This is a genomic window from Bacillus sp. 3a (genome assembly GCF_017161885.1).
Taxonomy (GTDB): domain Bacteria; phylum Bacillota; class Bacilli; order Bacillales; family Bacillaceae; genus Bacillus; species Bacillus safensis.
In genome coordinates this window covers 101,336-123,614 of record NZ_CP067376.1, presented here as the reverse complement: position 1 = coordinate 123,614, position 22,279 = coordinate 101,336, and the positions used below count along the sequence as shown (strand labels likewise).

21 protein-coding genes are annotated in these 22,279 nt (G+C 42.7%); 13 read left to right on the top strand and 8 right to left on the bottom strand.

The features are described 5' to 3' along the window. The first annotated feature begins 82 nt into the window (after positions 1-82). Positions 83-1,000 carry a LysR substrate-binding domain-containing protein gene (locus JJ692_RS00390; RefSeq protein WP_103132588.1) on the top strand — a complete coding sequence of 306 codons (918 nt, stop codon included), beginning with the start codon at positions 83-85 and terminating at the stop codon, positions 998-1,000. Positions 1,001-1,045: 45 nt separating this feature from the next. Here the strand turns inward: JJ692_RS00390 and JJ692_RS00385 are convergent, their stop codons facing one another. Next, positions 1,046-1,831, bottom strand: a complete 786-nt coding sequence (locus JJ692_RS00385) for a carbon-nitrogen family hydrolase (protein WP_044333518.1) — start codon at positions 1,829-1,831, stop codon at positions 1,046-1,048. A gap of 211 nt (positions 1,832-2,042) precedes the next feature. Between JJ692_RS00385 and JJ692_RS00380 the strand changes: the two genes are divergently transcribed. Further along, complete coding sequence (locus JJ692_RS00380) at positions 2,043-2,999, top strand: acetylxylan esterase (RefSeq protein ID WP_133744729.1); 957 nt, start codon at positions 2,043-2,045, stop codon at positions 2,997-2,999. A 35-nt stretch (positions 3,000-3,034) separates the two neighbouring features. Here the strand turns inward: JJ692_RS00380 and JJ692_RS00375 are convergent, their stop codons facing one another. Next, a complete protein-coding gene (locus JJ692_RS00375) occupies positions 3,035-3,349 on the bottom strand; it encodes a hypothetical protein (protein WP_024424319.1) in 315 nt (104 codons plus the stop codon). 92 nt (positions 3,350-3,441) lie between these two features. On the opposite strand from JJ692_RS00375, the gene JJ692_RS00370 reads away from it, so the two are divergent. The 5 genes from JJ692_RS00370 to JJ692_RS00350 all read left to right on the top strand — a co-directional run bounded on the left by JJ692_RS00370 (position 3,442) and on the right by JJ692_RS00350 (position 9,652). Then, the gene (locus JJ692_RS00370) at positions 3,442-4,212 is read left to right on the top strand and encodes a nucleotidyltransferase domain-containing protein (protein WP_103132622.1); all 771 of its coding nucleotides are present in this window, start codon (positions 3,442-3,444) and stop codon (positions 4,210-4,212) included. 161 nt (positions 4,213-4,373) lie between these two features. Beyond that, positions 4,374-5,291, top strand: a complete 918-nt coding sequence (locus tag JJ692_RS00365) for a proline dehydrogenase family protein (protein WP_206534113.1) — start codon at positions 4,374-4,376, stop codon at positions 5,289-5,291. Between the two features lie 23 nt (positions 5,292-5,314). Next, positions 5,315-6,862 (top strand): L-glutamate gamma-semialdehyde dehydrogenase, encoded by a 1,548-nt coding sequence (gene pruA / locus JJ692_RS00360; RefSeq protein WP_103132586.1) that lies wholly within the window; start codon positions 5,315-5,317, stop codon positions 6,860-6,862. Positions 6,863-6,988: 126 nt separating this feature from the next. Next, a complete protein-coding gene (locus tag JJ692_RS00355) occupies positions 6,989-8,221 on the top strand; it encodes a PucR family transcriptional regulator (RefSeq protein WP_024424315.1) in 1,233 nt (410 codons plus the stop codon). Between the two features lie 132 nt (positions 8,222-8,353). Then, positions 8,354-9,652, top strand: a complete 1,299-nt coding sequence (locus tag JJ692_RS00350) for an arsenic transporter (RefSeq protein ID WP_025092808.1) — start codon at positions 8,354-8,356, stop codon at positions 9,650-9,652. Between the two features lie 117 nt (positions 9,653-9,769). On the opposite strand, the gene JJ692_RS00345 is transcribed toward JJ692_RS00350, so the two are convergent. Then, a complete protein-coding gene (locus JJ692_RS00345; RefSeq protein ID WP_034283291.1) occupies positions 9,770-10,447 on the bottom strand; it encodes an amino acid ABC transporter permease in 678 nt (225 codons plus the stop codon). Between the two features lie 12 nt (positions 10,448-10,459). Further along, positions 10,460-11,332 (bottom strand): transporter substrate-binding domain-containing protein, encoded by an 873-nt coding sequence (locus JJ692_RS00340; protein ID WP_206534112.1) that lies wholly within the window; start codon positions 11,330-11,332, stop codon positions 10,460-10,462. A 182-nt stretch (positions 11,333-11,514) separates the two neighbouring features. Here JJ692_RS00340 and JJ692_RS00335 point away from each other — a divergent pair, with 182 nt between their 5' ends. After that, positions 11,515-11,844: a YckD family protein gene (locus JJ692_RS00335; RefSeq protein WP_024424311.1), complete on the top strand. Its 330-nt coding sequence runs from the start codon at positions 11,515-11,517 to the stop codon at positions 11,842-11,844. Between the two features lie 45 nt (positions 11,845-11,889). Here the strand turns inward: JJ692_RS00335 and JJ692_RS00330 are convergent, their stop codons facing one another. Next, entirely contained in the window at positions 11,890-12,654 is a 765-nt protein-coding gene (locus tag JJ692_RS00330) for an MBL fold metallo-hydrolase (protein WP_103132585.1), read from the bottom strand. Between the two features lie 115 nt (positions 12,655-12,769). Here JJ692_RS00330 and JJ692_RS00325 point away from each other — a divergent pair, with 115 nt between their 5' ends. Together JJ692_RS00325 and JJ692_RS00320 are read left to right on the top strand one after the other, a co-directional pair. Continuing rightward, entirely contained in the window at positions 12,770-13,186 is a 417-nt protein-coding gene (locus tag JJ692_RS00325; protein ID WP_025092811.1) for an Lrp/AsnC family transcriptional regulator, read from the top strand. Between the two features lie 28 nt (positions 13,187-13,214). Next, the gene (locus JJ692_RS00320; protein WP_185854078.1) at positions 13,215-14,021 is read left to right on the top strand and encodes an AAC(3) family N-acetyltransferase; all 807 of its coding nucleotides are present in this window, start codon (positions 13,215-13,217) and stop codon (positions 14,019-14,021) included. 1 nt (position 14,022) lies between these two features. On the opposite strand, the gene JJ692_RS00315 is transcribed toward JJ692_RS00320, so the two are convergent. From JJ692_RS00315 to JJ692_RS00305, 3 genes are all read right to left on the bottom strand, one after another. After that, complete coding sequence (locus tag JJ692_RS00315; RefSeq protein ID WP_024427268.1) at positions 14,023-14,409, bottom strand: competence protein ComJ; 387 nt, start codon at positions 14,407-14,409, stop codon at positions 14,023-14,025. A gap of 119 nt (positions 14,410-14,528) precedes the next feature. Then, complete coding sequence (locus JJ692_RS00310) at positions 14,529-16,226, bottom strand: methyl-accepting chemotaxis protein (RefSeq protein ID WP_206534111.1); 1,698 nt, start codon at positions 16,224-16,226, stop codon at positions 14,529-14,531. Positions 16,227-16,353: 127 nt separating this feature from the next. Then, the gene (locus JJ692_RS00305; protein WP_024424305.1) at positions 16,354-16,782 is read right to left on the bottom strand and encodes a NucA/NucB deoxyribonuclease domain-containing protein; all 429 of its coding nucleotides are present in this window, start codon (positions 16,780-16,782) and stop codon (positions 16,354-16,356) included. Positions 16,783-17,149: 367 nt separating this feature from the next. On the opposite strand from JJ692_RS00305, the gene JJ692_RS00300 reads away from it, so the two are divergent. The 3 genes from JJ692_RS00300 to JJ692_RS00290 are packed head-to-tail and all read left to right on the top strand — an operon-like array spanning position 17,150 to position 22,277. Further along, a complete protein-coding gene (locus tag JJ692_RS00300; RefSeq protein ID WP_206534110.1) occupies positions 17,150-19,210 on the top strand; it encodes a hydantoinase/oxoprolinase family protein in 2,061 nt (686 codons plus the stop codon). Next, on the top strand, positions 19,207-21,195 hold the full coding sequence (locus JJ692_RS00295; protein ID WP_206534109.1) for a hydantoinase B/oxoprolinase family protein: 1,989 nt from the start codon (positions 19,207-19,209) through the stop codon (positions 21,193-21,195). The genes JJ692_RS00300 and JJ692_RS00295 overlap by 4 nt, the downstream gene beginning before the upstream one ends. Beyond that, positions 21,192-22,277 carry an ABC transporter substrate-binding protein gene (locus JJ692_RS00290; RefSeq protein ID WP_024427273.1) on the top strand — a complete coding sequence of 362 codons (1,086 nt, stop codon included), beginning with the start codon at positions 21,192-21,194 and terminating at the stop codon, positions 22,275-22,277. The genes JJ692_RS00295 and JJ692_RS00290 overlap by 4 nt, the downstream gene beginning before the upstream one ends. Positions 22,278-22,279 lie beyond the last annotated feature (2 nt).

The window sequence follows — 22,279 nt, the reverse complement described above, 5'->3', positions numbered from 1 at the left end:
ATTCCTTCTGTTATTTGTCTAAGACATAAAAGATATGACATGGATAGTTAAAACCTATGAGGTGATGAAAGTGGATATACGAATGATGGAATATGTCATTGAAGTGTACCGGCAGCAAAGTTTTACAAAAGCAGCGGATCAACTTCATATTGCACAGCCTTCTTTAAGCCAGCAAATGAAGAAGCTGGAAGAGGAATTAGACACACCGCTATTTATTCGAAAGTATGGACCAGTAACGCCCACACCTCAAGGGAGACGATTCATTAAAAGGGCTGAGAATATTTTGAAGGAAAGAGATGATTTGCTGCGTGAAATGGGAGAAGCAGCTTATGAAATCGGGAAAGAGCTGAACATTGGAGCGCCAGCAGTGACTGGGGGATATGTCTTGCCCGGTTTATTAAAAACCTTTTGTCAAACGTATCCCCATGTTCACGTTCAACTGATAGAAGAGTCTCCTCGTGAGCTCGAAAAACGACTATTGGCTGGAAAACTGGATTTGGCTATTTTATCTATGCCTGTCGAGCATGAATCATTGAAAACGAAACAAATGCTGACAGAGCCGCTCCTTCTTGCAGTTCCGCAAGCTGCTCAGCCATGGTTATCAGAGGAATTGAACGAGATCATCAAGCAAGCAGGGCAAAAAGCGTCCGGTCACGAAATCGTTCCCTTTCAGCTTCTTGAAGGTATCCCATTTATTATGCTGAAAGAGGGATACGGTTTTCGGCAAGTAGTCATGGAACTGTGCCGTCATCACGGTTTTCAGCCAAAAGCGGCTTTTGAAACAAGTCATATTCAAACAGCACAGGCATTGGTCAAAAACGAACTAGGTGTGACCGTTGTGCCGAAAATGGTGGCACAAGAGGATAGGGACGGGGTCATTTATTTACACATTGATTCATGCCCAACCCGCACACTTGTGTTTGCATATGTGGAAGAAAGGTATTTAACGAAAGCCGCTCAAGCCTTCATGGACCTTTATCAGAATCAAGGGAAAGCTTAAACAAACGTTTAATTAAACGCAAAAAGCAGGGTGCTCCCCTGCTTTTTAATATAAGTCCAGACGCTGATCCGTCATAACCGGAATTTGCTGTCTGACTTCATCCACCAGCTGAAGATCAATTTCCGCATAATAAATATCTTCGTCATCTTTTGTTTCAAGCAGGATGCGGCCGAGTGGATCAATTACCATAGAGTGTCCAGGGAATGCCGTGTCTCTGCTTGTGCCTGTTCTGTTCACAGCAATCATAAATGACTGGTTTTCAATCGCTCTTGCGATGAGCAGGCTGCGCCAATGGTCCACTCTTGCTGACGGCCATTGTGCCGTATTGACGAGCACCTTCGCTCCTTTGTTCACAAGTGTTCTGGAAAGCTGCGGGAAGCGGAGGTCATAGCAAATCATCGCACCAATCGTTACATCTTCACCATAGTCAAATAAACCAAGCTGATCACCAGCGGTTAAATAGTTGTGCTCATCCATTAAGCGGAATAAATGAATTTTATCATAATCTAACACAAGCTCACCTTGGCGGTTAAAAACATACATTGTGTTGGTAATGTGTTCATCTTCTGTCCGTTTATTTAATACACTGCCTGCGATGAGATACACTTGGTGCTTCCGTGCAAAGGAGGAAAAGAGCTGTTTTGTGCGTTCACCGTTTATATCCGCAAGCTGATCGGCTTGTTCAAGGGCGTAGCCGGTATTCCACATTTCGGGTAAAATGATCAGATCAGGCTGCTCGCGGACCGCTTCTTCTAAAAACGCTTCTGCTTTTCTAAAATTCACTTCAGGTTCTCCAATTTGTACGTCCATTTGGACAAGGGCGATTTTCATATGGGTTCCTCCTTTATTCGCTATATGTCATGTGAAAATCATGAATGTATGTAATGGTTTATTCTAGTCTTCAAGGCCAGTTTCTTTATCATAAAGGTTTCCATCATCTTTGCCAATAGAAATGTCAGAAGGTTTTGTTAAATGACTTTCTCAATCAAGAAATGAGTGGTATGATACCTATAACTAATAAAACAAAGGGGAATAGTATGATATGCAATTGTTCGATTTATCACTAGAAGAGCTAAAAAAATATAAACCAAAGAAAACTGCACGTCCTGATTTCTCAGACTTTTGGAAGAAATCGCTCGAAGAACTGCGCCAAGTGGAGGCAAAGCCATCACTTGAACCGTATGACTATCCAGTGAAAGGCGTCAAGGTGTACCGCCTGACATATCAAAGCTTTGGACATTCTAAAATTGAAGGCTTTTATGCTGTACCTGATCAAACTGGCCCGCATCCAGCGCTCGTTCGTTTTCATGGCTATAATGCCAGCTATGACGGCGGCATTCACGACATCGTCAACTGGGCGCTCCACGGCTACGCCACATTTGGTATGCTCGTCCGCGGTCAAGGCGGCAGTGAAGATCAGACAGTGACACCAGGCGGTCACGCTTTAGGGTGGATGACAAAAGGCATTTTATCAAAGGAGACCTACTATTATCGCGGTGTTTATTTAGATGCGGTTCGTGCACTCGAAGTCATTCAGTCCTTCCCTGAAGTGGATAAACACCGGATCGGCGTAATTGGTGGAAGCCAGGGAGGCGCATTAGCGGTAGCAGCAGCAGCTCTTTCAGATATTCCGAAGGTCGTCGCGGCAGATTACCCTTATTTATCAAACTTCGAGCGTGCAGTGGACGTGGCATTGGAGCAGCCTTATTTAGAAATCAATTCATACTTTCGGAGAAATAGTGACCCGGAAGTGGAAGAAAAGGCATTTGAGACATTAAGCTATTTTGATTTAATCAATTTAGCTGGATGGGTGAAACAGCCAACATTGATGGCGATCGGTCTGATTGACAAAATTACCCCGCCATCTACTGTGTTTGCGGCATACAACCATTTAGAAACAGATAAAGACCTTAAGGTATATCGCTATTTTGGACACGAGTTTATCCCGGCTTTTCAAACAGAGAAGCTCTCCTTCTTACAAAAGCACTTACTCAAATAAAAGAACAAAGAGGCCGCTCTAGGAGGGCCTCTTTTTTAATAACTCGTATTTTGTCTCGTTTTTTCATCAGGCACTAACGCGGTGATAATAAGAGCAAGAGCTGTGATGATATGAAGGATGAATCCAAGTATCGGAATCCAGGCGAGGCAGGATGTAATAATCCCAATGATGCTGCCAATCATTGGTCCTTGGTCTCGCTTCGATAAGACGAGTGTGATAATATGCAGAATAAGCATGACCATGAGCGGTGAATAGCCATTGCTAATAATAAATAGTCCTCCGATGACAGGGATGGCAAGACAGGCTTCAAAAATCCCGGTGATCCATTTCATGATGCGAGATATAGACATGAGATCCAACTCCTTTTTCATATATGTCTTATTCGTATTTTACCAAAACGTGAAGAAGTCATGCAGATTTCTATAGAAAGAGTTGATGGATGATGAGAGAGAGAATCAAGGAAGAGCTGAAAATCATCGAAGAAACGTATGACGTAAAGATTTGCCTCGCGGTTGAATCAGGCAGCAGAGCATGGGGATTCCCCTCGACTGATAGTGATTACGATGTCCGTTTTTTATATGTTCCTCGAAAAGAATGGTATTGGGCAATGGAAGAACATCGTGATGTCATTGAACGGCCGATTGATGATGTGCTTGATATCAGCGGCTGGGAGCTTAGAAAGGCACTTCGCTTATTCAATAAATCGAATCCGTCCATCATGGAATGGCTGTCGTCTGACATCATCTATGCTGAATCCTTCTCTTTGGCAAAGCGGCTAAGAGAATTAAAGGATCGAGCGTTTTATCCTCCAGCATTGATGTATCATTACCTCAATATGGCGAAGCGGAATGAAAGCGGGCATTTACGAGGAGAGCAGGTGCGAATCAAGAAGTATTTCTATGTGCTTCGTCCGCTGCTTGCCTGTCAGTGGATTGAACGATACCGGACGGTTCCGCCGATGGACTTTCATGAACTGCTTGAAGAACTAGTGGAGGAAGGTCCGCTTTTAGCGGAAATCCATGAGCTGCTCAAACGTAAAATGGACGGAGAAGAAATGGATGTAGAAAACCGCCTCGCTTATGTCCATCCATTTATCGACAAAGAGCTCGCGCGATTTGATGAATTGGTGAAAAGCTACAATCAGCCGAAAGACAACCTGTTGCAAGAATTAAATGAGCTGCTGCAGTCTACCCTTGATGAGGTGTGGGCGTAAGCAGGGAAGAGCCAGCCGGATCACGGCAGGCTCTTTTTTATCTCTTATTGTGATAAAACCACAAAAAAAGTCAGAATTTTTGTCATCTTCAAATATTGTAGCGGACAGCTTATGAGCTTTACAATAAAGACATAGCTTACAAAGAGTGGGAGGTGCCCTTTATGGAGTCGGTCACAAGAAATTTCTTCTTGTTTTTGTCAAAGAGCAGTCTCTTGAACCATATTGCTCGTAATTGGGGAAGTGCTGTTGCATCTAAGAAAATCATCGGAGGGAAGGATTTTGAGAGTGCCATCCCTGTCATAAAACGATTAAATGACCAAGGAATGGCTGTGACAGTTGATCACCTTGGTGAGTTTGTTACAAAGGCAGAGATTGCCAATGAACGGACGACTGAGTGTATTCAAACCATTCAGCGGATTGCTGAGTCGGGACTCAATTCCCATGTGTCACTCAAAATGACATCACTTGGCCTGGATATTGACGATGACCTTGTGTATCGCAATATGAAACGTATTTTAGATACGGCAGAGAAACACCGTATCATGGTGACAATCGATATGGAGGATGAACAGCGCTGTCAAAAAACGCTGGACATTTTTAAAGAGATGAAATCTCAATATGAGTATGTCAGTACGGTCTTGCAGGCGTATTTGTACAGAACAGAAAAGGATCTTGATGACCTAAATGAGCTGCAGCCATTTTTAAGACTTGTAAAGGGTGCCTATAAGGAATCCGCCGAAGTGGCGTATCCAAACAAAAAAGATGTCGATCTGAATTATCAAAAGCTGATCGAAAAGCAATTGCTCTCAGGGAACTATACAGCCATTGCGACACATGACGATCAAATGATCGAGTTCACAAAAAATATTGTGAAAAAACACAATATACAGACAAGTCAGTTCGAATTTCAAATGCTGTACGGCATGAGATCAGAAACGCAGCAGGCACTTGTGAAAGAAGGCTATCAAATGAGGGTCTATACTCCGTATGGACGAGAGTGGTATGGCTACTACATGAGACGCCTTGCAGAACGGCCGGCAAACATTGCCTTTGCTTTAAAAGGGATGACGAGAAAATAATTTGAAACGGGAGCGTGACAAAAATGACAACACCTTACAAGCATGAACCATTCACGGATTTTAGCCAGGAAGAAAACCGCAAAGCGTTTGAACAAGCATTAGCTAAAGTAACAGAATCACTTGGTCAAACCTATCCGCTCGTGATTAATGGAGAAAGAATTGAAACGAAAGACAAGATTGTTTCGATCAATCCAGCGAAAAAGGATGAAGTGGTTGGAACCGTATCAAAGGCCGGGAAGGAAGAGGCAGAGCAGGCGGTTCAAGCAGCAGCGAAAGCATTCGAAACATGGCGCTACACGTCTCCAGAAGAAAGAGCTGGCGTATTATTCCGAGCTGCGGCAAGCATTCGCCGTAAAAAGCATGAGTATTCAGCCCTTCTTGTCAAAGAAGCAGGTAAGCCTTGGAATGAAGCAGATGCAGATACAGCAGAAGCGATTGACTTCCTAGAATATTATGCCCGTCAAATGCTGGAGCTGGCAAAAGGCAAACCAGTGAACAGCCGCGAAGGCGAACGCAATCAATATGTTTACACACCAACTGGCGTGACGCTCGTGATTCCGCCGTGGAACTTCTTGTTTGCGATCATGGCAGGAACAACAGTAGCCCCAATCGTCACTGGGAATACAGTTGTTTTAAAACCCGCAAGTGCGACGCCTGTCATTGCAGCCCGTTTTGTGGAAGAGCTTGAGCAAGCCGGTCTTCCAAAGGGCGTTGTCAACTTTGTACCAGGAAGCGGAGCAGAGGTCGGGGATTACTTAGTAGATCATCCGAAAACAAGCCTGATTACATTCACTGGATCAAGAGAAGTAGGGACACGTATCTTTGAACGCGCGGCAAAAGTGCAGCCAGGCCAGCAGCATTTAAAACGTGTCATTGCTGAAATGGGCGGTAAGGATACAGTGGTTGTCGATGAGGATGCAGATGTTGAATTAGCGGCTAATGCCATTTTCACATCAGCCTTCGGATTTTCAGGTCAGAAATGTTCAGCTGGATCTCGGGCTGTCGTCCATGAGAAGCTGTATGACCAAGTGGTTGAGCGAGTGAAGGAAATCACAGAAACGAAAACAACAGCCAACCCACTTTCTGCCGATGTTTACATGGGACCTGTCATTGATCAAGCGTCCTTTGACAAGATCACGGATTATATCGAGGTTGGCAAACAGGAAGGCCGCTTAGTCACTGGCGGAACGAGTGATGATTCAGAAGGATACTTTATCCACCCGACCATTTTTGCAGATCTTGAGCCAACTTCCCGTTTAATGCAAGAAGAAATCTTTGGACCAGTCTTGGCTTTCTCGAAAGTCTCTAGCTTTGATGAGGCACTTGAGGTAGCCAACAACACAGAATACGGTTTAACAGGTGCTGTCATTACGAATAATCGTGATCACATCAACCTTGCGAAGCAGGAGTTCCATGTAGGGAACCTTTACTTTAACCGTAACTGCACAGGTGCCATCGTTGGTTATCACCCATTCGGCGGCTTCAAAATGTCAGGAACGGATTCAAAAGCAGGCGGTCCAGATTACCTAGCTCTGCACATGCAGGCAAAAACGATTAGTGAAATGTTTTAATATGGAAAAAGCATGAACCTGCACTGACGGGTTCATGCTTTTTTTGCCTGCTTGCGACTTGTTTCTATACAAATCTGACTGGAAAGAAGTATGATAAATGTATCACTTAATCAGGGAGCAATCGGGATGGAAGAGATATTAGAAAAGCTTCATACATTTTTTGATGTCGATAAATTAATTGCATTTATTAGCGGCTATTTAAAAAAACCAGTCATTTTAGAAAGCACAGAGTGTCAGCTCCTTGCTTATAATTCTTACAGCATTCAGCAGTTTGACCCAGTCAATCAGCAAACGATTTTCTCCAAGGAATGTCCGGGGTCTGTGGTCGATTGGTTAAAGAAAACAGGGGTAATTGAGCGGCTTCACAAGGAGTCAAAGCCTTTTTATGTGAGCGGCCATGACGAGCTCGGATTTAATCGGCGGGTGGCTGTGAGCGCCAAGCATAAACAAGAGGTAGTAGGCTTTATTTGGGTGCAGGACATTGAGGACTCCCTCTCTCAGGAGGAGCTGCAATTTTTACACGAAGCTTCCTTTCAGGTTGGAAAAGTGATTTATAAGAATAAGAAACAGCTTGAGAAAAAGGAAGGCAAGATTGAAGAGTTTTTCAAAAAGGTCATGGATGATCATTTTTATACAGAAGAAGAGCTGAAATGGGAGGCTGAGAACTTAAGCATTCCACTGCCAGCCGTATTTACCGTCATGGTCGTGCACGCTGCCGATAACAAAAGTGAGACGGCAGAAGATGTGAAGGATGTCATTCGAACGTACTTGCAGCTAGAGGATAAAGTGAATCACGTTTATTCGGTTCAAGCAGATATTGTCGTTATATTAGGCAGCCTGTCAGACCGGCACTCACCAAAAGCGACTGCCGCTGATGTCATCGCACATCTGCAATCAAAAACGAATGCACATCCTTCCCCTTTGTATATCGGGATGGGAAGGGAGTATCGTGATGTCATGAAAATGAGTACAAGTCGATTTGAAGCGATAGAGGTCGTCAAGGCAGTAAAAATTGTCGGAGGACAAGAACTGATTCCATATGATTATGAGAATTTAGGGGTCTTCCGGTTTTTAGACTCTATTTACAGCCATCAAAAAAAGAAAAACGACTTCAATCCAGATTTGTTACGCTTGAAGGAAAAAGACCGCGAGAGTCAAACTTCGTTTTTAAAAACGCTGGAAGTCTACTTATTGAATAACTGCAAGCTAAAGCCAGCGGCGGAGCAGTTGTTTATTCATCAAAATACATTAAACTATCGAATGAAACAAATTTTTGATATGACCTCGATCGACTTAAGTCATTTTAGCCAGCGGTGTGAGTTGTTTATTGAATTGATGCTGATGAAAAAAGATCAATAATCATGATGGAATCCGCAGGTGCACAGGATCACCTGCGGGTTTTCATGTGACATGCGAAAATGGCATACAACTGATGCATTTCGTTGTATGATAGATAAAGATTTTATGAGAAAAGTGAAAGGGGGGCCACCTTTGGGATCAGTCACCTTAGCCATTTTGATTTTCATCATGACCCTCGTCCTTGTCATTTGGCAGCCAGGACGTGTCACCATAGGATGGTCAGCGTGTGGAGGCGCCATTCTTGCACTTGCCTTTGGTGTCGTTCATCTAGGCGATGTGTGGGAAGTCACGCAAATTGTATGGAACGCGACCTTTGCCTTTATTGGCATTATTATCATTTCGTTAATTTTAGATGAGATCGGTTTTTTTGAATGGGCTGCACTGCATATGGCAAAAGCCGCAAGAGGCAACGGTGTCCGCATGTTTATTTACTTAACATTGCTCGGCGCTGTTGTAGCTGCTTTTTTTGCCAACGATGGAGCGGCATTGATCTTGACCCCAATCGTTTTATCTGTGGTGAGAGCGTTGAAGCTGGATGAGCGCATGGTGCTGCCTTTTGTGATGGCAAGCGGTTTTATTGCAGACACAACCTCCTTGCCATTTGTCATTAGTAACCTGGTCAATATCGTATCAGCCGACTATTTTCATATTGGTTTTCTAGAATATACAGCGAATATGTTCGTGCCAAACCTTGTGTCGCTTGGAGCGAGCATGCTGGTTCTGTATGTATTTTACCGAAAGCTTATCCCAAAAACCTACGATCTGTCACAGGCAAAGGAACCGGCGTCAGCTATTCGAGATATCCGTATGTTCCGCTTGTCTTGGTATGTGCTCGGCTGTCTGCTTGTGGGTTATTTTGCGGGGGAGCTGATCGGTATTCCAGTGTCCATCATCGTAGGCGGGATTGCCCTTGCTTTCTTGTGGCTGGCGAGAAGAAGTCCACAAGTAGCGACAAAGCGAGTGATCAAAGAAGCGCCGTGGTCCATTGTGTTTTTCTCGATCGGTATGTATGTCGTCGTATATGGACTGAAAAATGTCGGTCTTACAGAAATATTGGCGGCATGGATTGAACAAGGGGCTTCACATGGCTTGCTTGCAGGAACGATGTTTATGGGCGTGCTTGCCGCAGTGCTGTCCTCTGTGATGAACAATCTGCCGACCGTTTTAATTGATGCGATTGCCATTGGACATACAGATACAGCAGGTGTCATGAGAGACGGACTGATTTATGCCAATGTCATCGGCTCCAACCTTGGACCGAAAATGACCCCAATCGGCTCATTGGCGACATTGCTGTGGCTTCATGTCTTAAAGAAAAAAGGCGTCCATATCTCTTGGGGGGCGTACATGAAAGCCGGGATCATCCTGACCATCCCAACCTTGATTCTCACATTACTCGGGTTATATGTATGGTTATGGCTTATTCATTAATTATCGTGCAGACAAATCCTCGCATTCGCCCGCAGGTCTGCGCTCCGGTGCTTAGGGCTGCAAAGGTTTTCTATCACGCTGAAAAAGAGCAGATCCATGAGATCTGCTCTTTTTTTGCTACAGATATTTCGCATAGCGTTTTTCTAAAAAGTCCTGAAGCAATGAGACGACACTGCAAATGCCCCAGTAAATGAGTGCGACCAAAATATACATGGTCATATAATCGAATTCTCGTCCGCCTACAATTTTTGCTTGCTGGAAGAGCTCTGGTACAGTAATCATTGCTGCCAGTGAGGAAGCTTTGATTAAATCGAGCATGACATTGGTCAATGGCGGCAGGGCGATGCGGACGGATTGAGGCAAAATGACACCACGCATCGTTTGCCAATAGCTGAGACCTAATGATTTAGCAGCTTCCACCTGTCCACTTGGAACAGAGGAGAGAGCCGCCCGGTTAATTTCTGCAATATAGGCAGCACTATTAAAGCTGAACCCAATAATGGCGGCAGTGACCGCTGTGAACTCAATGCCGATATAGGGGAATCCAAAATAGAGAATAAACAAAATCACCAGAATGGGCACGCCTCGCATGAATGAGATATACAGTCGTGCAGGCAGCCGAAGAATCCATGAATTCGCCATCCTGGCAAGAGCGATAAAAAAGCCAAGAATGGTACCAAAAAACATGCTCACAAAGGAAATGAGCAGCGTCAGCCAGATGCCTTTCATAACAAACGGAAATGACGCCTTTGCCAGTGCAGGATTAAATATATATTCTAAATGAATATCTCCCACGATTGCAGCTCCTTATTTGGAAATGTCGACATCTTCGACATCAGCATCAATTTTCTTAGAGACGTCTGCATGATTAAAGAATTTCTCAGAAATCTTTTTCATTGTTCCGTCTTTTTTCATGTCGCCTAATACACGATTTAATTCTTTTTGAAGCTCTTTGTTGTCCTTCTTCATAACAAAACCTTGTTCATTCGGCATGTACTTCAAGTCAGGGTGAATCGTAATATTTAGTTTAGGAAATGCAGCAAGAGCCAGTGTCTGCAAGTAATAATCATTTAGAATGACATCTGTACGGCCGTTTGCAACATCCTTTAGGTATTGCTCGTTTGTCGCATTATCATAAATGACTTCCTTTGCACCGTACTTACGAGCAACATCCATATAAATCGTTGTGGCAGCCCCTGCTGCTTTCTTTCCTTTTAAATCTTTTAAAGTTTTAATGCCAGATAAATCATCTTTCCGAACGATAGCCGTTCCGTAGGAATATTTATAAGGGGTTGAAAAGGCAAACTTGTCTTTTCTGTCATCTGTGATGTCGATATCATTTGCAGCGGCATCCACTTGACCAGAATTAATGGCGCTCAGCATCCCATCATAGCCCATTTCTTTAAATTCTACTTTCACATCAAGACGTTTAAACGCTTCTTTGACGACTTCTACTTCATAGCCAGTTAATTGATCCTTGCCATTAGAAGTATCATGATAAGAAGTTGGATAAAGGGTGCCTGAAGTTGCAACCACGATTTTCCCTTTCTTTTTAATCTGATCCCACTTTGTGTCTTCAGATTGAGATGAGCCTGATTGACTGCAAGCAGACATGATAAGGATGAAAGCAGATACAACAAGCATGAACCATATAGGTTTTTTATGATAAAAACGACTCATTTAAGAATCCTCCTCTATTTTTTATACAAAACAAAACATAGCACGCTTTCTCTATAAGGACAACGTTTTCAGAAGAAAAGTGAAAAAGTAAGAATATTATAAGCAATTTGCGTGTTAGAAATAATGTATAAAAAAGGAAAGCGAGCGCAAAATAAAGGCGAATAAAGGAGGGAACAACAATGATGAAAAAAATAAGTAGTTTGATCATCTTGTCGATGATGCTGTTATTTGGTTTTCATATAGAAACGGCTCATGGAGAAACACCTCAAATGGAAAAGCGCCCGGTGACACATCAAGTGAAATTAACAGCAGAACAACAAAAACAAATTGAAATCCTTGAGCAGCAAATTCTTTCTAAGCGAAAAGAAGTCATTGAGAAATATGTACAGTACGGCGTGTTAACAAAGGAACAAGGCACACACATCACGAAACGAATGGATGAGCATTACACTCATTTGAAAAAGAACGGATTTGTTCCATTGCTGAAAAAACCACAGCACCATCGCCCATGATAATGATGAAACCGGCAGCTTTAAGTGCCGGTTTTTTATTGTCGATCAGAAGGTGAGACTTTCCCCATCTTGAGGGACAAAAATGGCTTGATCTGCATGATGCTCTTGAACGTAAGCTTCTAAAGCAGCTCTTGTTAACAGGCAATGATTCACTGCTTCAAGATGACAGACGACAATTTGAGCTTTTGGCTGAGAACGGTGAATGTCTAGAATCTCTTCCTTGGTCATTGTAATAGGATCGCCTTCTAAAAATTGAGCAGCCCCGCTATTGACCACAATGACGTCTGGCTTGCTTGTATTCACAACCTCTTTCGGTTCATCACACCAAATGGTATCACCTGCAATATAAAGGGTAGGTTCATCAGGGTGAGAGAAAACAAAACCGCTCACCTGCCCCATCCGCTTCGCCGTTTCTCCCGTCCCATGCTGTCCGCCTGTACGTTTAATATGAACGCCGCAAATGTCCATTTCATCTTCAATGCACGTGACATGCTGAAATCCAGCTTCTTCAACTTCTTTTCGATCCTTCTCCGATTGAGTATAAATTGGTTGATCCTGAGCTAATTTCCTTTTGGCCTCGTCGTCAAAGTGATCCACATGTAAATGAGAGAGTAAGACAGCATCTGGGTGTAACAGACTGTCTAAATCTATATTTACAGGAAGCTCCACAATAGGATTGTTCAAATGTTGATTGGCTGTATGAGGGAACGGTGGATATGTTCCTTTTGCTGCTAAAAAGGGATCGATTAAAAAAGTTGCATGACCATAGTGAAGGTATAAAGTAGCATTGCGAATGAGTGTAATTTTCATAAAAAGGCCTCCTTTTTTTCTGATTAAGTTTACAGTATATTAAAAGAGTTCTACGTGACAGAGGATTATGAAAGTCTTTTGGCAGAAGGGCTTGATTTTTGAAAGAGGTGAGCCAATGCTAGACCAAACAGATATGAATATTTTAAAAGAACTATCAAAGAACAGCCGATTAACGATGAAAGCTCTAGGTGAAAAAGTTCATTTAACCGGCCAAGCTGTTGCAAATCGGGTGTTAAAGCTAGAAGAAGAAGGCGTGATTGAAGCATATACCATTTCAATTGATTGGCAGACACAAAAGACGATTCAAACCTTTTTGCAGCTATATACCCGTAGTCATCATCATGAACCACTTCTGTCGTTTCTTTATAAAAAGGAAGAAATCAAAAATTTGTTCAAAATAAGTGGTGAAGGCTGTTATATGGCTGAAGGACATTTCTCCAGTCATGATGAACTTGATCAGTTTTTAACGGAGCTGACGAATTACGCAAATTACAAACTGTCAATTGCGGTTAAACGTCTCATTCATCAGTAATAGAAGAGACGCAGGAGGAAAAGGAACGATGCAAAAATTAATCGAAAATCAAGCTGAACCGATGACAAAGGAAAGAATCAAAGCAGACTTGGTTCAACTTGGTGTGAAAAAGGGCATGATTTTATGTGTTCATTCATCTTTATCATCAATCGGCTGGGTAAACGGAGGCGCTGTAGCCGTCATACAAGCATTGATGGAAACCTTAACAGAAGAAGGGACACTGATTATGCCGGCACAAACGTTAGAGCTTTCTGATCCCGCCGATTGGATCGATCCGCCTGTTCCTTATTCATGGTGGAAATCGATCAAAGAAACAATGCCCGCATTTGACCCAGCTTACACGACACCAGCAGCAATGGGAAAGGTGGCGGAAACATTTTGGAAATACCCAGGCGTGGCGAGAAGCAATCATCCCCATTTTTCATTCACCGCCTGGGGGAAAAGAAAACATGAAATTCTGAAACACCATGCACTTTCCTTTGGATTAGGAGAGCAGTCGCCTCTTGGCCGCATGTATGATCTTCATGCTCAAGTGCTGCTGCTTGGCGCATCATTTGAGAGCATGACAGCTTTTCATCTAGCTGAATACCGAATCCCTCAGCAGGACCTCATGACAAGAGGAGCCCCTATTTTAGAGAATGGGTGGAGGGTATGGAAAGAGTACCAAGATATCATCACAAGAGAAGAACTATTTGAACAGATTGGCCGTGATTTTCTGCAATCAGGAGGCATCCATCAGCACAATCAAATTGGACTTGCCAGTTCATATTTACTGCCCATGAGAGAATCGGTAGACTATGCGGAACAGTGGCTTGATCTATACGATCAGTCGTAATCTACACTGTTTGGAAATTTACATAATAAACGTCTTGATCAGGCTGCTGTGAGGTGTAGCAGGTAAGCTGATAGTTTCCTTTTGGAATGGAAAAAGACAGCACATTGGCCATGACGCTTGTGATATAAACTTGGTCACTTGTAAGCGTAAAGGGAACTGTTATGGCTCTATCAACCGAGACTTGGGGCTCATCGCTATTTAATGTCACAATAATAGACGCCTTTCCATTATTGATCCCTTCAAAGGAAACTCCTTGATCTCCTGTTGCAAATCCTTGAAGAATGTCCTCATCTGTCCAATCAATAACAGGTGGTGTTTCGCTTCCGGTGTATACCGTGATTTGGTGGTAGGAGATAGATAGGGAATAGGCTTGATTTAAGTGATTCATATAAAAAACTCCTTTATTTATGGATTTTCGTTGGAACGTGAATGGTTAAAGAGTGATTCTTGAGGAGAAAGTTAGGCAGCAAGACGATTGTCGCCGTCTTGCGCTATTTGGTGTGGGATCTAGATGTGAAATTGCGAGACCATTGCTTTTAAATCTCCTGCTAAATGGGCAAGCGCTTCTGATGAAGCTGTTACTTCTTCCATTGCAGCAAATTGTTCTTCTGTTAAACCGGCTACTTGCTGTGAATGTTCACTCGTTCGTTTCACGCCTTCTGTAATAGACGCAAAAGACTGTTTCGCATCGTTTGTATAAGCTGCGATTTTTTGTGATGCACTTGATAAATGCTTAATGCCATTCGCCATTTCTCTCATCGACTGCTGGATATCATGAAATGATTCCTCTGTATGAGAGATAAGTACAGCCCCTTGAGCCGCTTCCTCTCTTACTCGTTTGATGGCATTCGTCGAATGAGTCATCTCTTTTTGAATTTCAGAAATGAGATGGGAAATCATGTTTGATGATGCTTGAGATTCTTCAGCGAGCTTTCTCACTTCGTCTGCGACTACAGCAAACCCTTTTCCATGCTCACCTGCCCGTGCTGCTTCAATTGCTGCATTAAGAGCAAGCAGGTTAGTTTGGCTGGCGATATCTGTAATGACTTTGGAAATATGATCAATTTCAGCTGAACGTGTTTCCAACGCTTGAATCGCTGTACCGTTTTCTTCAATTGATTTTGCAATAGACGTCATTTGTGAATGAACTTCACTGATATTGTGTACACCTTTTTGGGCCACTTCTTGTGCGGAGTGACTTCTTGAAGCCATTTGTCCTGCATTTTCAGTGATGTTTGCCAGCTCGTTTGATACTTGAATCATCGTGTGCTCACTGGCTGTCATTTGAGTGGACTGTTCTTCTGAAGATTGTGCCACTTCTTGAATCGTGTAGGTGATTTTTTCTGATGCTGCACTCGTTTCTTCTGCGCTAGCTGACAGCTGCTCAGAGGATGTGGCCACTAATTCAGACGTGTTCATGACATTTAGAATGGTTTGATTTAGTTTTTCACGCATCTTATTGAAATGGCCAGCCAGATCAGACAATTCATCACCAGCAGTATCCGTCACATTGATGGTTAAATCACCTTCGCCTGCAATCTTAATCGCAGAAGCCATATGCTTGAGGCGTGCCTGAATCCGTTTAGTGAAAATAGAAATAATGATGACCGAAACGATCAGACTTAACAAAAGGACGATGACAAATTGTATATAGAATGACTGAAGCATTTGTGAAATCATGCTTTGATTGGCGCCAGTATAAAAAATACCAATTGTTTCGCCTGCTTCATTTTTGATCGGCATATAAGCCGTTTGATAGTCTTTCCCGGCAACATTTGCAGTGCCGTAATAGTTTTCTCCTTTATCTAAAACAGTGGTCTTCACTTCAGGAGAGACTTCTGTACCTACAGCTCGTTTCCCGTTTAACATGACATTCGTAGCAACGCGGGTATTTCCTTGAAAAATCGTGATTGTATCACCGGTATATTCGGCTAATTGGTCAACCAATGTGTCATGATCATTCATTTGCGTATTTCCTTTGAATAGCTTGTCCTCTTTAATCTGCCACGCGCCTTCTACTTTTTCATTCAGGTAGGCGTAGCCTAGTTTTAAATCACCTTTTGCTTTTTCAGTTGCCATTTGCTTGATGTTTTCTGTCATCTCGCGATTCACCACATAACCAACAACTGCTGAAAAGATGATGAGGACACTTAAAAAGATCAGCAAAATTTTGGCGCCAAGCCTCAGTTTTCCCTTTTTCTTCATGCTTTTTAACTCCTTTAGGTATAAGGTAGGATATCCCTCCTTAAGGATTATCGGCATGAAAAAAGTGTTTAAAATACCTCCATGCAGTCATGTGAAAATTTTTTTAATATAGAAAAGGGAAAGGCTGCTAATCGATGATAAATTGAATTCTTGTGCCGTCAGGATCATCCGATAATTGATGACTTACCCACGAGCCTGCGCCTCTATTATCAGAAGGGCGTACATATTTGACAGAAGCTCCTGTGCCTCCTTCTTTGCACATTGCCATTGGCCATTCGTCACGATCATACCCGCGCTTTGTTGGAACGCCATGTAATGATCGATCCCTCTGCTCATCACTATGTTTACGGTCAATTGTACAAATGGATGAATGACCTTCATCAATGGCTTCTTCTATGTGCTTGGCTGTTTCGGGATAGCGGTCTGATGGAAAATGAATCGTTTTGTCATAAGATGAATTCGCTGTCTCTTGTTTCCCTTGCTCCAGCTGGATATAGCCTGTTGCTACACCAATAACAATCAATAAAAGCAAGAGAATCATTTTAAGAAGTTTCATAGGTGCTGGCTCTCTTTCTTGTTTGCGTATTTTGTAAACAGAAGTATAGCAGAATTACTTACCAATTTCTCCTGGTTTTGAAAAAACGCCTTTTAAAATTCAAAAAACAGATTTTACTTGATTTCTTGTTTTTCATTTTTGTAGAAATTCATAAAAATTTTAATTTTGTAGATCATAAAACGATTATGCTCATCCAAAATGGCTTTATCACTGCTTTTTGAGCTAATTTCAAGAATTTAACACACAGAAATTTCAAAAAAATAAAATTGACTAGACCGATCTGCTTTAATAATATGGAGTCAAATATCAAAAAATGTCGTAATTTATCAAAATATGATTCTAATTACATTGTAGGAGGGAAGTACAAATGGCGGATGTCTCATACCGGCTCGGAATAGACATAGGCGGAACATTTACTGATTTATCGTTGATAAATGAAGCAACAGGGGAGCTGACTGAACTCAAGACACCCACAGTGACTGATGACCCAGCCCAAGGTATTATCAATGGGTTAAATCTTCTAAAAAAAAGAGGTGTTGATTTATCCAACATCCAATACCTCGTTCACGGAATGACAATCGGTCTTAATACATTATTGCAGCGAAAAGGAGCAGATTTAGCCCTTTTTGTGACAGAAGGATTTCAAGATATATTGTCACTTCAACGTTTACGACTACCCATTCCTTATGACTTCAATTCTCGTTTGCCAGAACCATTGATACCTCGGAAGCATGTATATCCAATCTCTGAAAGGTTGATACACGATGGTACGATCAAAAACCCTCTCTATCTGCAGCAGTTAGATGATGCAGTCCAGCATGTTATATCTAAAAATCTAGCAGGCATCGTCATTTCTTTTTTACATAGTTATCAAAACCCAGTTCATGAATTACAGGCAAAAGCCTATATCAATCATCATTATCCACAGTTAGAAGTCCTTACTTCATCTGAATTATGGCCTCAAATGAGGGAATACGAGCGTACAGTGATGTCTGTTGTTAATTTGTACATTCAACCAAAGGTGAAACAGTATTTACAAACACTGAAAAGTCGTTTGAAGGAAGAAGGTGTACCAATTTCTCCATACATTACACAATCAAATGGTGGTTTAATGGATGCAGAAAGTGCGGCAACTTCGCCTGTTAAGACTCTCTTTTCTGGTCCGGCAGCTGGTGTCATCGGTGCGGCGAGAATTGCAGCATCAGCTAGTGAACCCAACCTGATCACTTTTGATGTCGGGGGGACGAGTGCAGATATCTCGATTATTCAAAATGGACAGCCTACAATGGCGCAATCCAATCAGCTTTCAGGCTTTCCGATTATTCTCCCATCTGTTGCGATGTATTCAATAGGAGCAGGAGGAGGTTCGGTAGCATGGATTGATCAGGGCGGACTTCTAAAAGCGGGGCCAGAATCAGTTGGCTCAAATCCGGGACCAGCTTCGTATGGAAAGGGAGAAAAAGCAGCTTTAACTGATGCGTTTCTTATATGCGGTTATCTCAATCAAGAACGTTTTGCCGGAGGACATTTACAATTACAGTTGTCTGCGGCGAAAAAGGCCTTTCAGCCAATTGCTGATCAGCTCAACAAAACGGTTGAAGAGGCGGCTGACCAGCTCATTCAAGTAGCCGTAGCCAATATGTACACAGAATTAAGCAATGTGATGGAGCAGCAAGGATTTGACCCTAGAGATTTTAGTTTGCTGGCGTTTGGCGGAGCAGGGCCGGTTGTGGCGAATTTTCTTGCGAGAGAAATTCATGCGAAAAATGTGGTTGTTCCTCCGAGTCCGGGTACATTATGTGCATTAGGTGCTCTGACCGCTGACTTTATTCATGATGCGGTGCTGTCGAAGAAAATATGCTTACAAGACTATTCGATCAACCAACTAAAACAAGATTATGAGAAGCTGTCGCGAAAAGCGGCTGATTGGGTCAGCCAGCAGGACATTCAGCATATCAATCAGACATCCATTCTATTATTAGCAGACGCACGTTATCAAGGACAGGCATTTGAGATTGAATTGCCATTATCGATTGATTGGCTAAAACAAGAACAAGACATCCACCAACTCATTGAAGCCTTTCACAAACTGCATCAACGACAATATGGTCATAGGGATGATCAGGCAAACATCGAGTTTACTCATTTACGCGTTCGAGTCATAGGCGAGACGCCTCCGCTGCCTTTTTCACCTGTTCATGAAAGCGGCGGACAGTCTTTGAAACCATATGAATATAGACGAATCTTTATAGAGGAAAAAGAATACGAAGCATCGGTTTATAACCGGGATACTCTGTCAGTAGGTTCTATTGTAAATGGACCAGCTGTTATTGAGCAGGATGATACAACAACATTAATTTTGCCAAACTGGGCAGGCAGCATTGATCCATCAGGTAACTTAGTGATTTCAAAGGAGGCAGCTTTATGAGAACTGATCCAGCAAAGCTTGAGATGATGCGCAGTTATTTTAATGCGATTGCATCAGGCATGGGACATGTCATTGAACGAACGTCATTTACGACCTTCGTCAAAGAATCTGCTGACTTTGCGACAGCATTAGCCACGCCTTCTGGAGATTTCTTTGTTTATCCGAAGACAGTGGGTGTGACGATCTTTTTAGGGCTGAGTCTAAAAAAAGCGATTGAAGAAAGCGGACCGATGCAGCCAGGAGACATTATCATCACTAATGATCCTTATACGACAGATGGTTTGGCGACTCACCTGCCAGATGTCCATATCATTAAGCCGATTTTTGTAGATGATGAAATCGTAAGCTATGCTTGGTCTTTTGTTCATGTCAGTGATGTGGGTGGACTTGTGCCTTCGAGTATTTCACCGACAGCAACGGATGTTCATCAAGAAGGATTAAGAATTCCGCCAGTAAAAATTTATGAAGGCGGAAAAGAGAATCAGGTCGTACGTACCTTTTTAAGAGCTAACAGCCGTGCTAGTCATCTAAATGATGGTGATATCAATGCGATGATTGCTGCAGTGAATACAGCAGATATTCGGTTAAAAGAAATGATTGAGAAATTCGGAAAAAACGAAGTGAAACAAGGAATGATAGACTTGCTGAAGCAAGCCGAGGATCGTGCTGGAAAGGTCATTGAAGCTATTCCGGATGGAACGAGTGAATTTGCTGATTATTTAGATGATGATATGATTTCAGACGTCCCTATTCGGTTGAAAATCAAGCTAACGATCAAAGGAAAAAGGCTGACGCTCGATTTTTCTGAGTGTGACCCGCAAGTAAAAACAGCCTTTAACCTTGTTACAAATGGTCAGAAGCATTCCTTTCTTTATCAAGGGTTGATTAATTACATCATTAGTAAGGACCCTTTTATACCGATTAATGGTGGAATAACGTATCCAATTGACGTGATCTCTCCTAAAGGAACGCTGGTGCATCCAGAATACCCAGCTTCTGTCGGGATTCGTCATTCGATTACGATGAGGCTGTACAATGTCGTGCTAGGCGCCATTGGTAAGCTGTTACCTGAAGCAGTGCCGGCAGCAGGTGCAGGTCAATCTGCCATTGTGGTTCTCTCTGTACCTGATGATCAAACGGGTGGCAAGAAAATGTCCGTTGTCGAACCATTAGGCGGAGGCGGAGGTGCTCAAAATGGTACTGATGGAGTGGACGGTATTGATCATTCGTCAGGCTTTTTGAAGAATACCCCAATTGAGAGTTTGGAACAGCATATTGATATTCATGTTCACCGATATGAGCTTCTGCCGAATACAGGTGGAGCTGGTGAAAATCGAGGCGGACATGCGATTGGTTTGGAATTTGAAATGATGAAGCCTGAATCGATGGTGACAGCACGAGGAATGGAACGGATGAAGTTTCAGCCTTGGGGATTAATGGGCGGCCGAGCAGGAGCGGTTGGTGAGGTCAAGCTGATCACAGCTAATGGTGAGAAACAAGACCAGCCCAAAATAGATGTCTTGCGACTTGATAAAGGCGATATCGTTCAATTGATTTCACCAAGTGGAGGCGGCTGGGGGAATCCATTTGACAGGAAGAAAGAAAAAGTCCTTCAGGAAGTGGAAGCAGGTCTATTAAGTGAAGAAAGAGCGCTGCAGCAATATGGTGTGAAAATATATTTAGACCAAAATGAATGGAAGATTGATGAGGAGCAGACGAGCAGGGTACGTGAAAAGGTTAATCATTCTCCATCTACTGACGTGTGGGATTTCGGAGAACAAAGAGCAGCTTATGAGAAAGTATGGACGGACGAAGCCAGCAGTGAGCTAGCCGTTAAGCTTCGTTCCTATCCGGCTAATGAACGTACGCACTATAAACATGCAGTTCATCAACATTTCAGTCATAGAAAAGAGCCGTTAACAACGAAAGATATTACTCAAGCACTTCGTCAAATGAATGGACAAAAAGGGGGAAATGAATCATGAAAAGAAGATTAATCGCTATTTTTGCAGGCATCCTATCAATCGTTGTACTGCTGACCGCTTGTGGTGGAAATGGAAAGGATCAAGGCAAACAGCAGCAGACTGTGATTGTTGGCGTATATGGAGGCGATTGGGAAAAGAATATCAAACCAATCCTCGAAAAGTTTGAAAAAGATACAGGAATTAAAGTGCAAACCGTCTCTGGGGCGGATTCTGAATGGTTTACAAAATTAAAAGCGTCAAATGGGAAAAATCCACCATATGACTTACTAATCTTACAGCCTGATACGATTCAAAGAGGTATCGCGGCAAACGTTCTTGCGCCTATTGATGAAGATCAAGCGCCGAACGTCAAAAAGCTTTACCGTTCTGTCCAAAAGAAGCTTACTGTGAATGGAAAACAATATGCAGCAGGTTTTAGTATGGGGCAGCTTGGTATTGCTTATAGAAAAGACCTCGTCAAGCAGGAACCAAACAGCTGGACTGACCTATGGAGCAGTCAGCTGAAAGGGAAGGTAGCCATTTCATCTCCGACTTATTCAGCCGGTTTGCAATTTTTCTCTGCACTTGTTCATGCGCAAGGGGGGACAGAATCAAATCCTAAGGATATTGATAAAGCATTTAAAAGTCTCGCGCAGTTAAAAGGTCATGTTGCTGCTTTTCCAGATAACCCAGGATCGATTCAAACCTTGTTAGAACGTGGGGATGTTGCGGCTGTTCCATATTGGGACGGACGAGTATTTGCACTTGAAGAAGAAGGCATGGATATTGGTTTTTCATATCCGAAAGAAGGTGCTGTTGCAGCTGTTGCGAGCTGGGCTTTAACGAAGGGAAGTCCGCATGAAGAAGCGGCGTACAAACTATTAAACTACTTAAGTGGAAAAGAAGCTCAGGAGGCTTTCTCGGAAAAATCTTATTATGGCATGTCGAATTCTGATGTGAAATACGATGACAAGATTAAGGGGAAAGTGAAAGTTGGAGAAAATTATTACAGCAAGCTGACGTGGGTAGATTATGAAACAGCGACCTCTGAGCTTGGCAATTGGACAAATCGATGGAACGAAGTATTAGGCGGAGGAAAATAGGT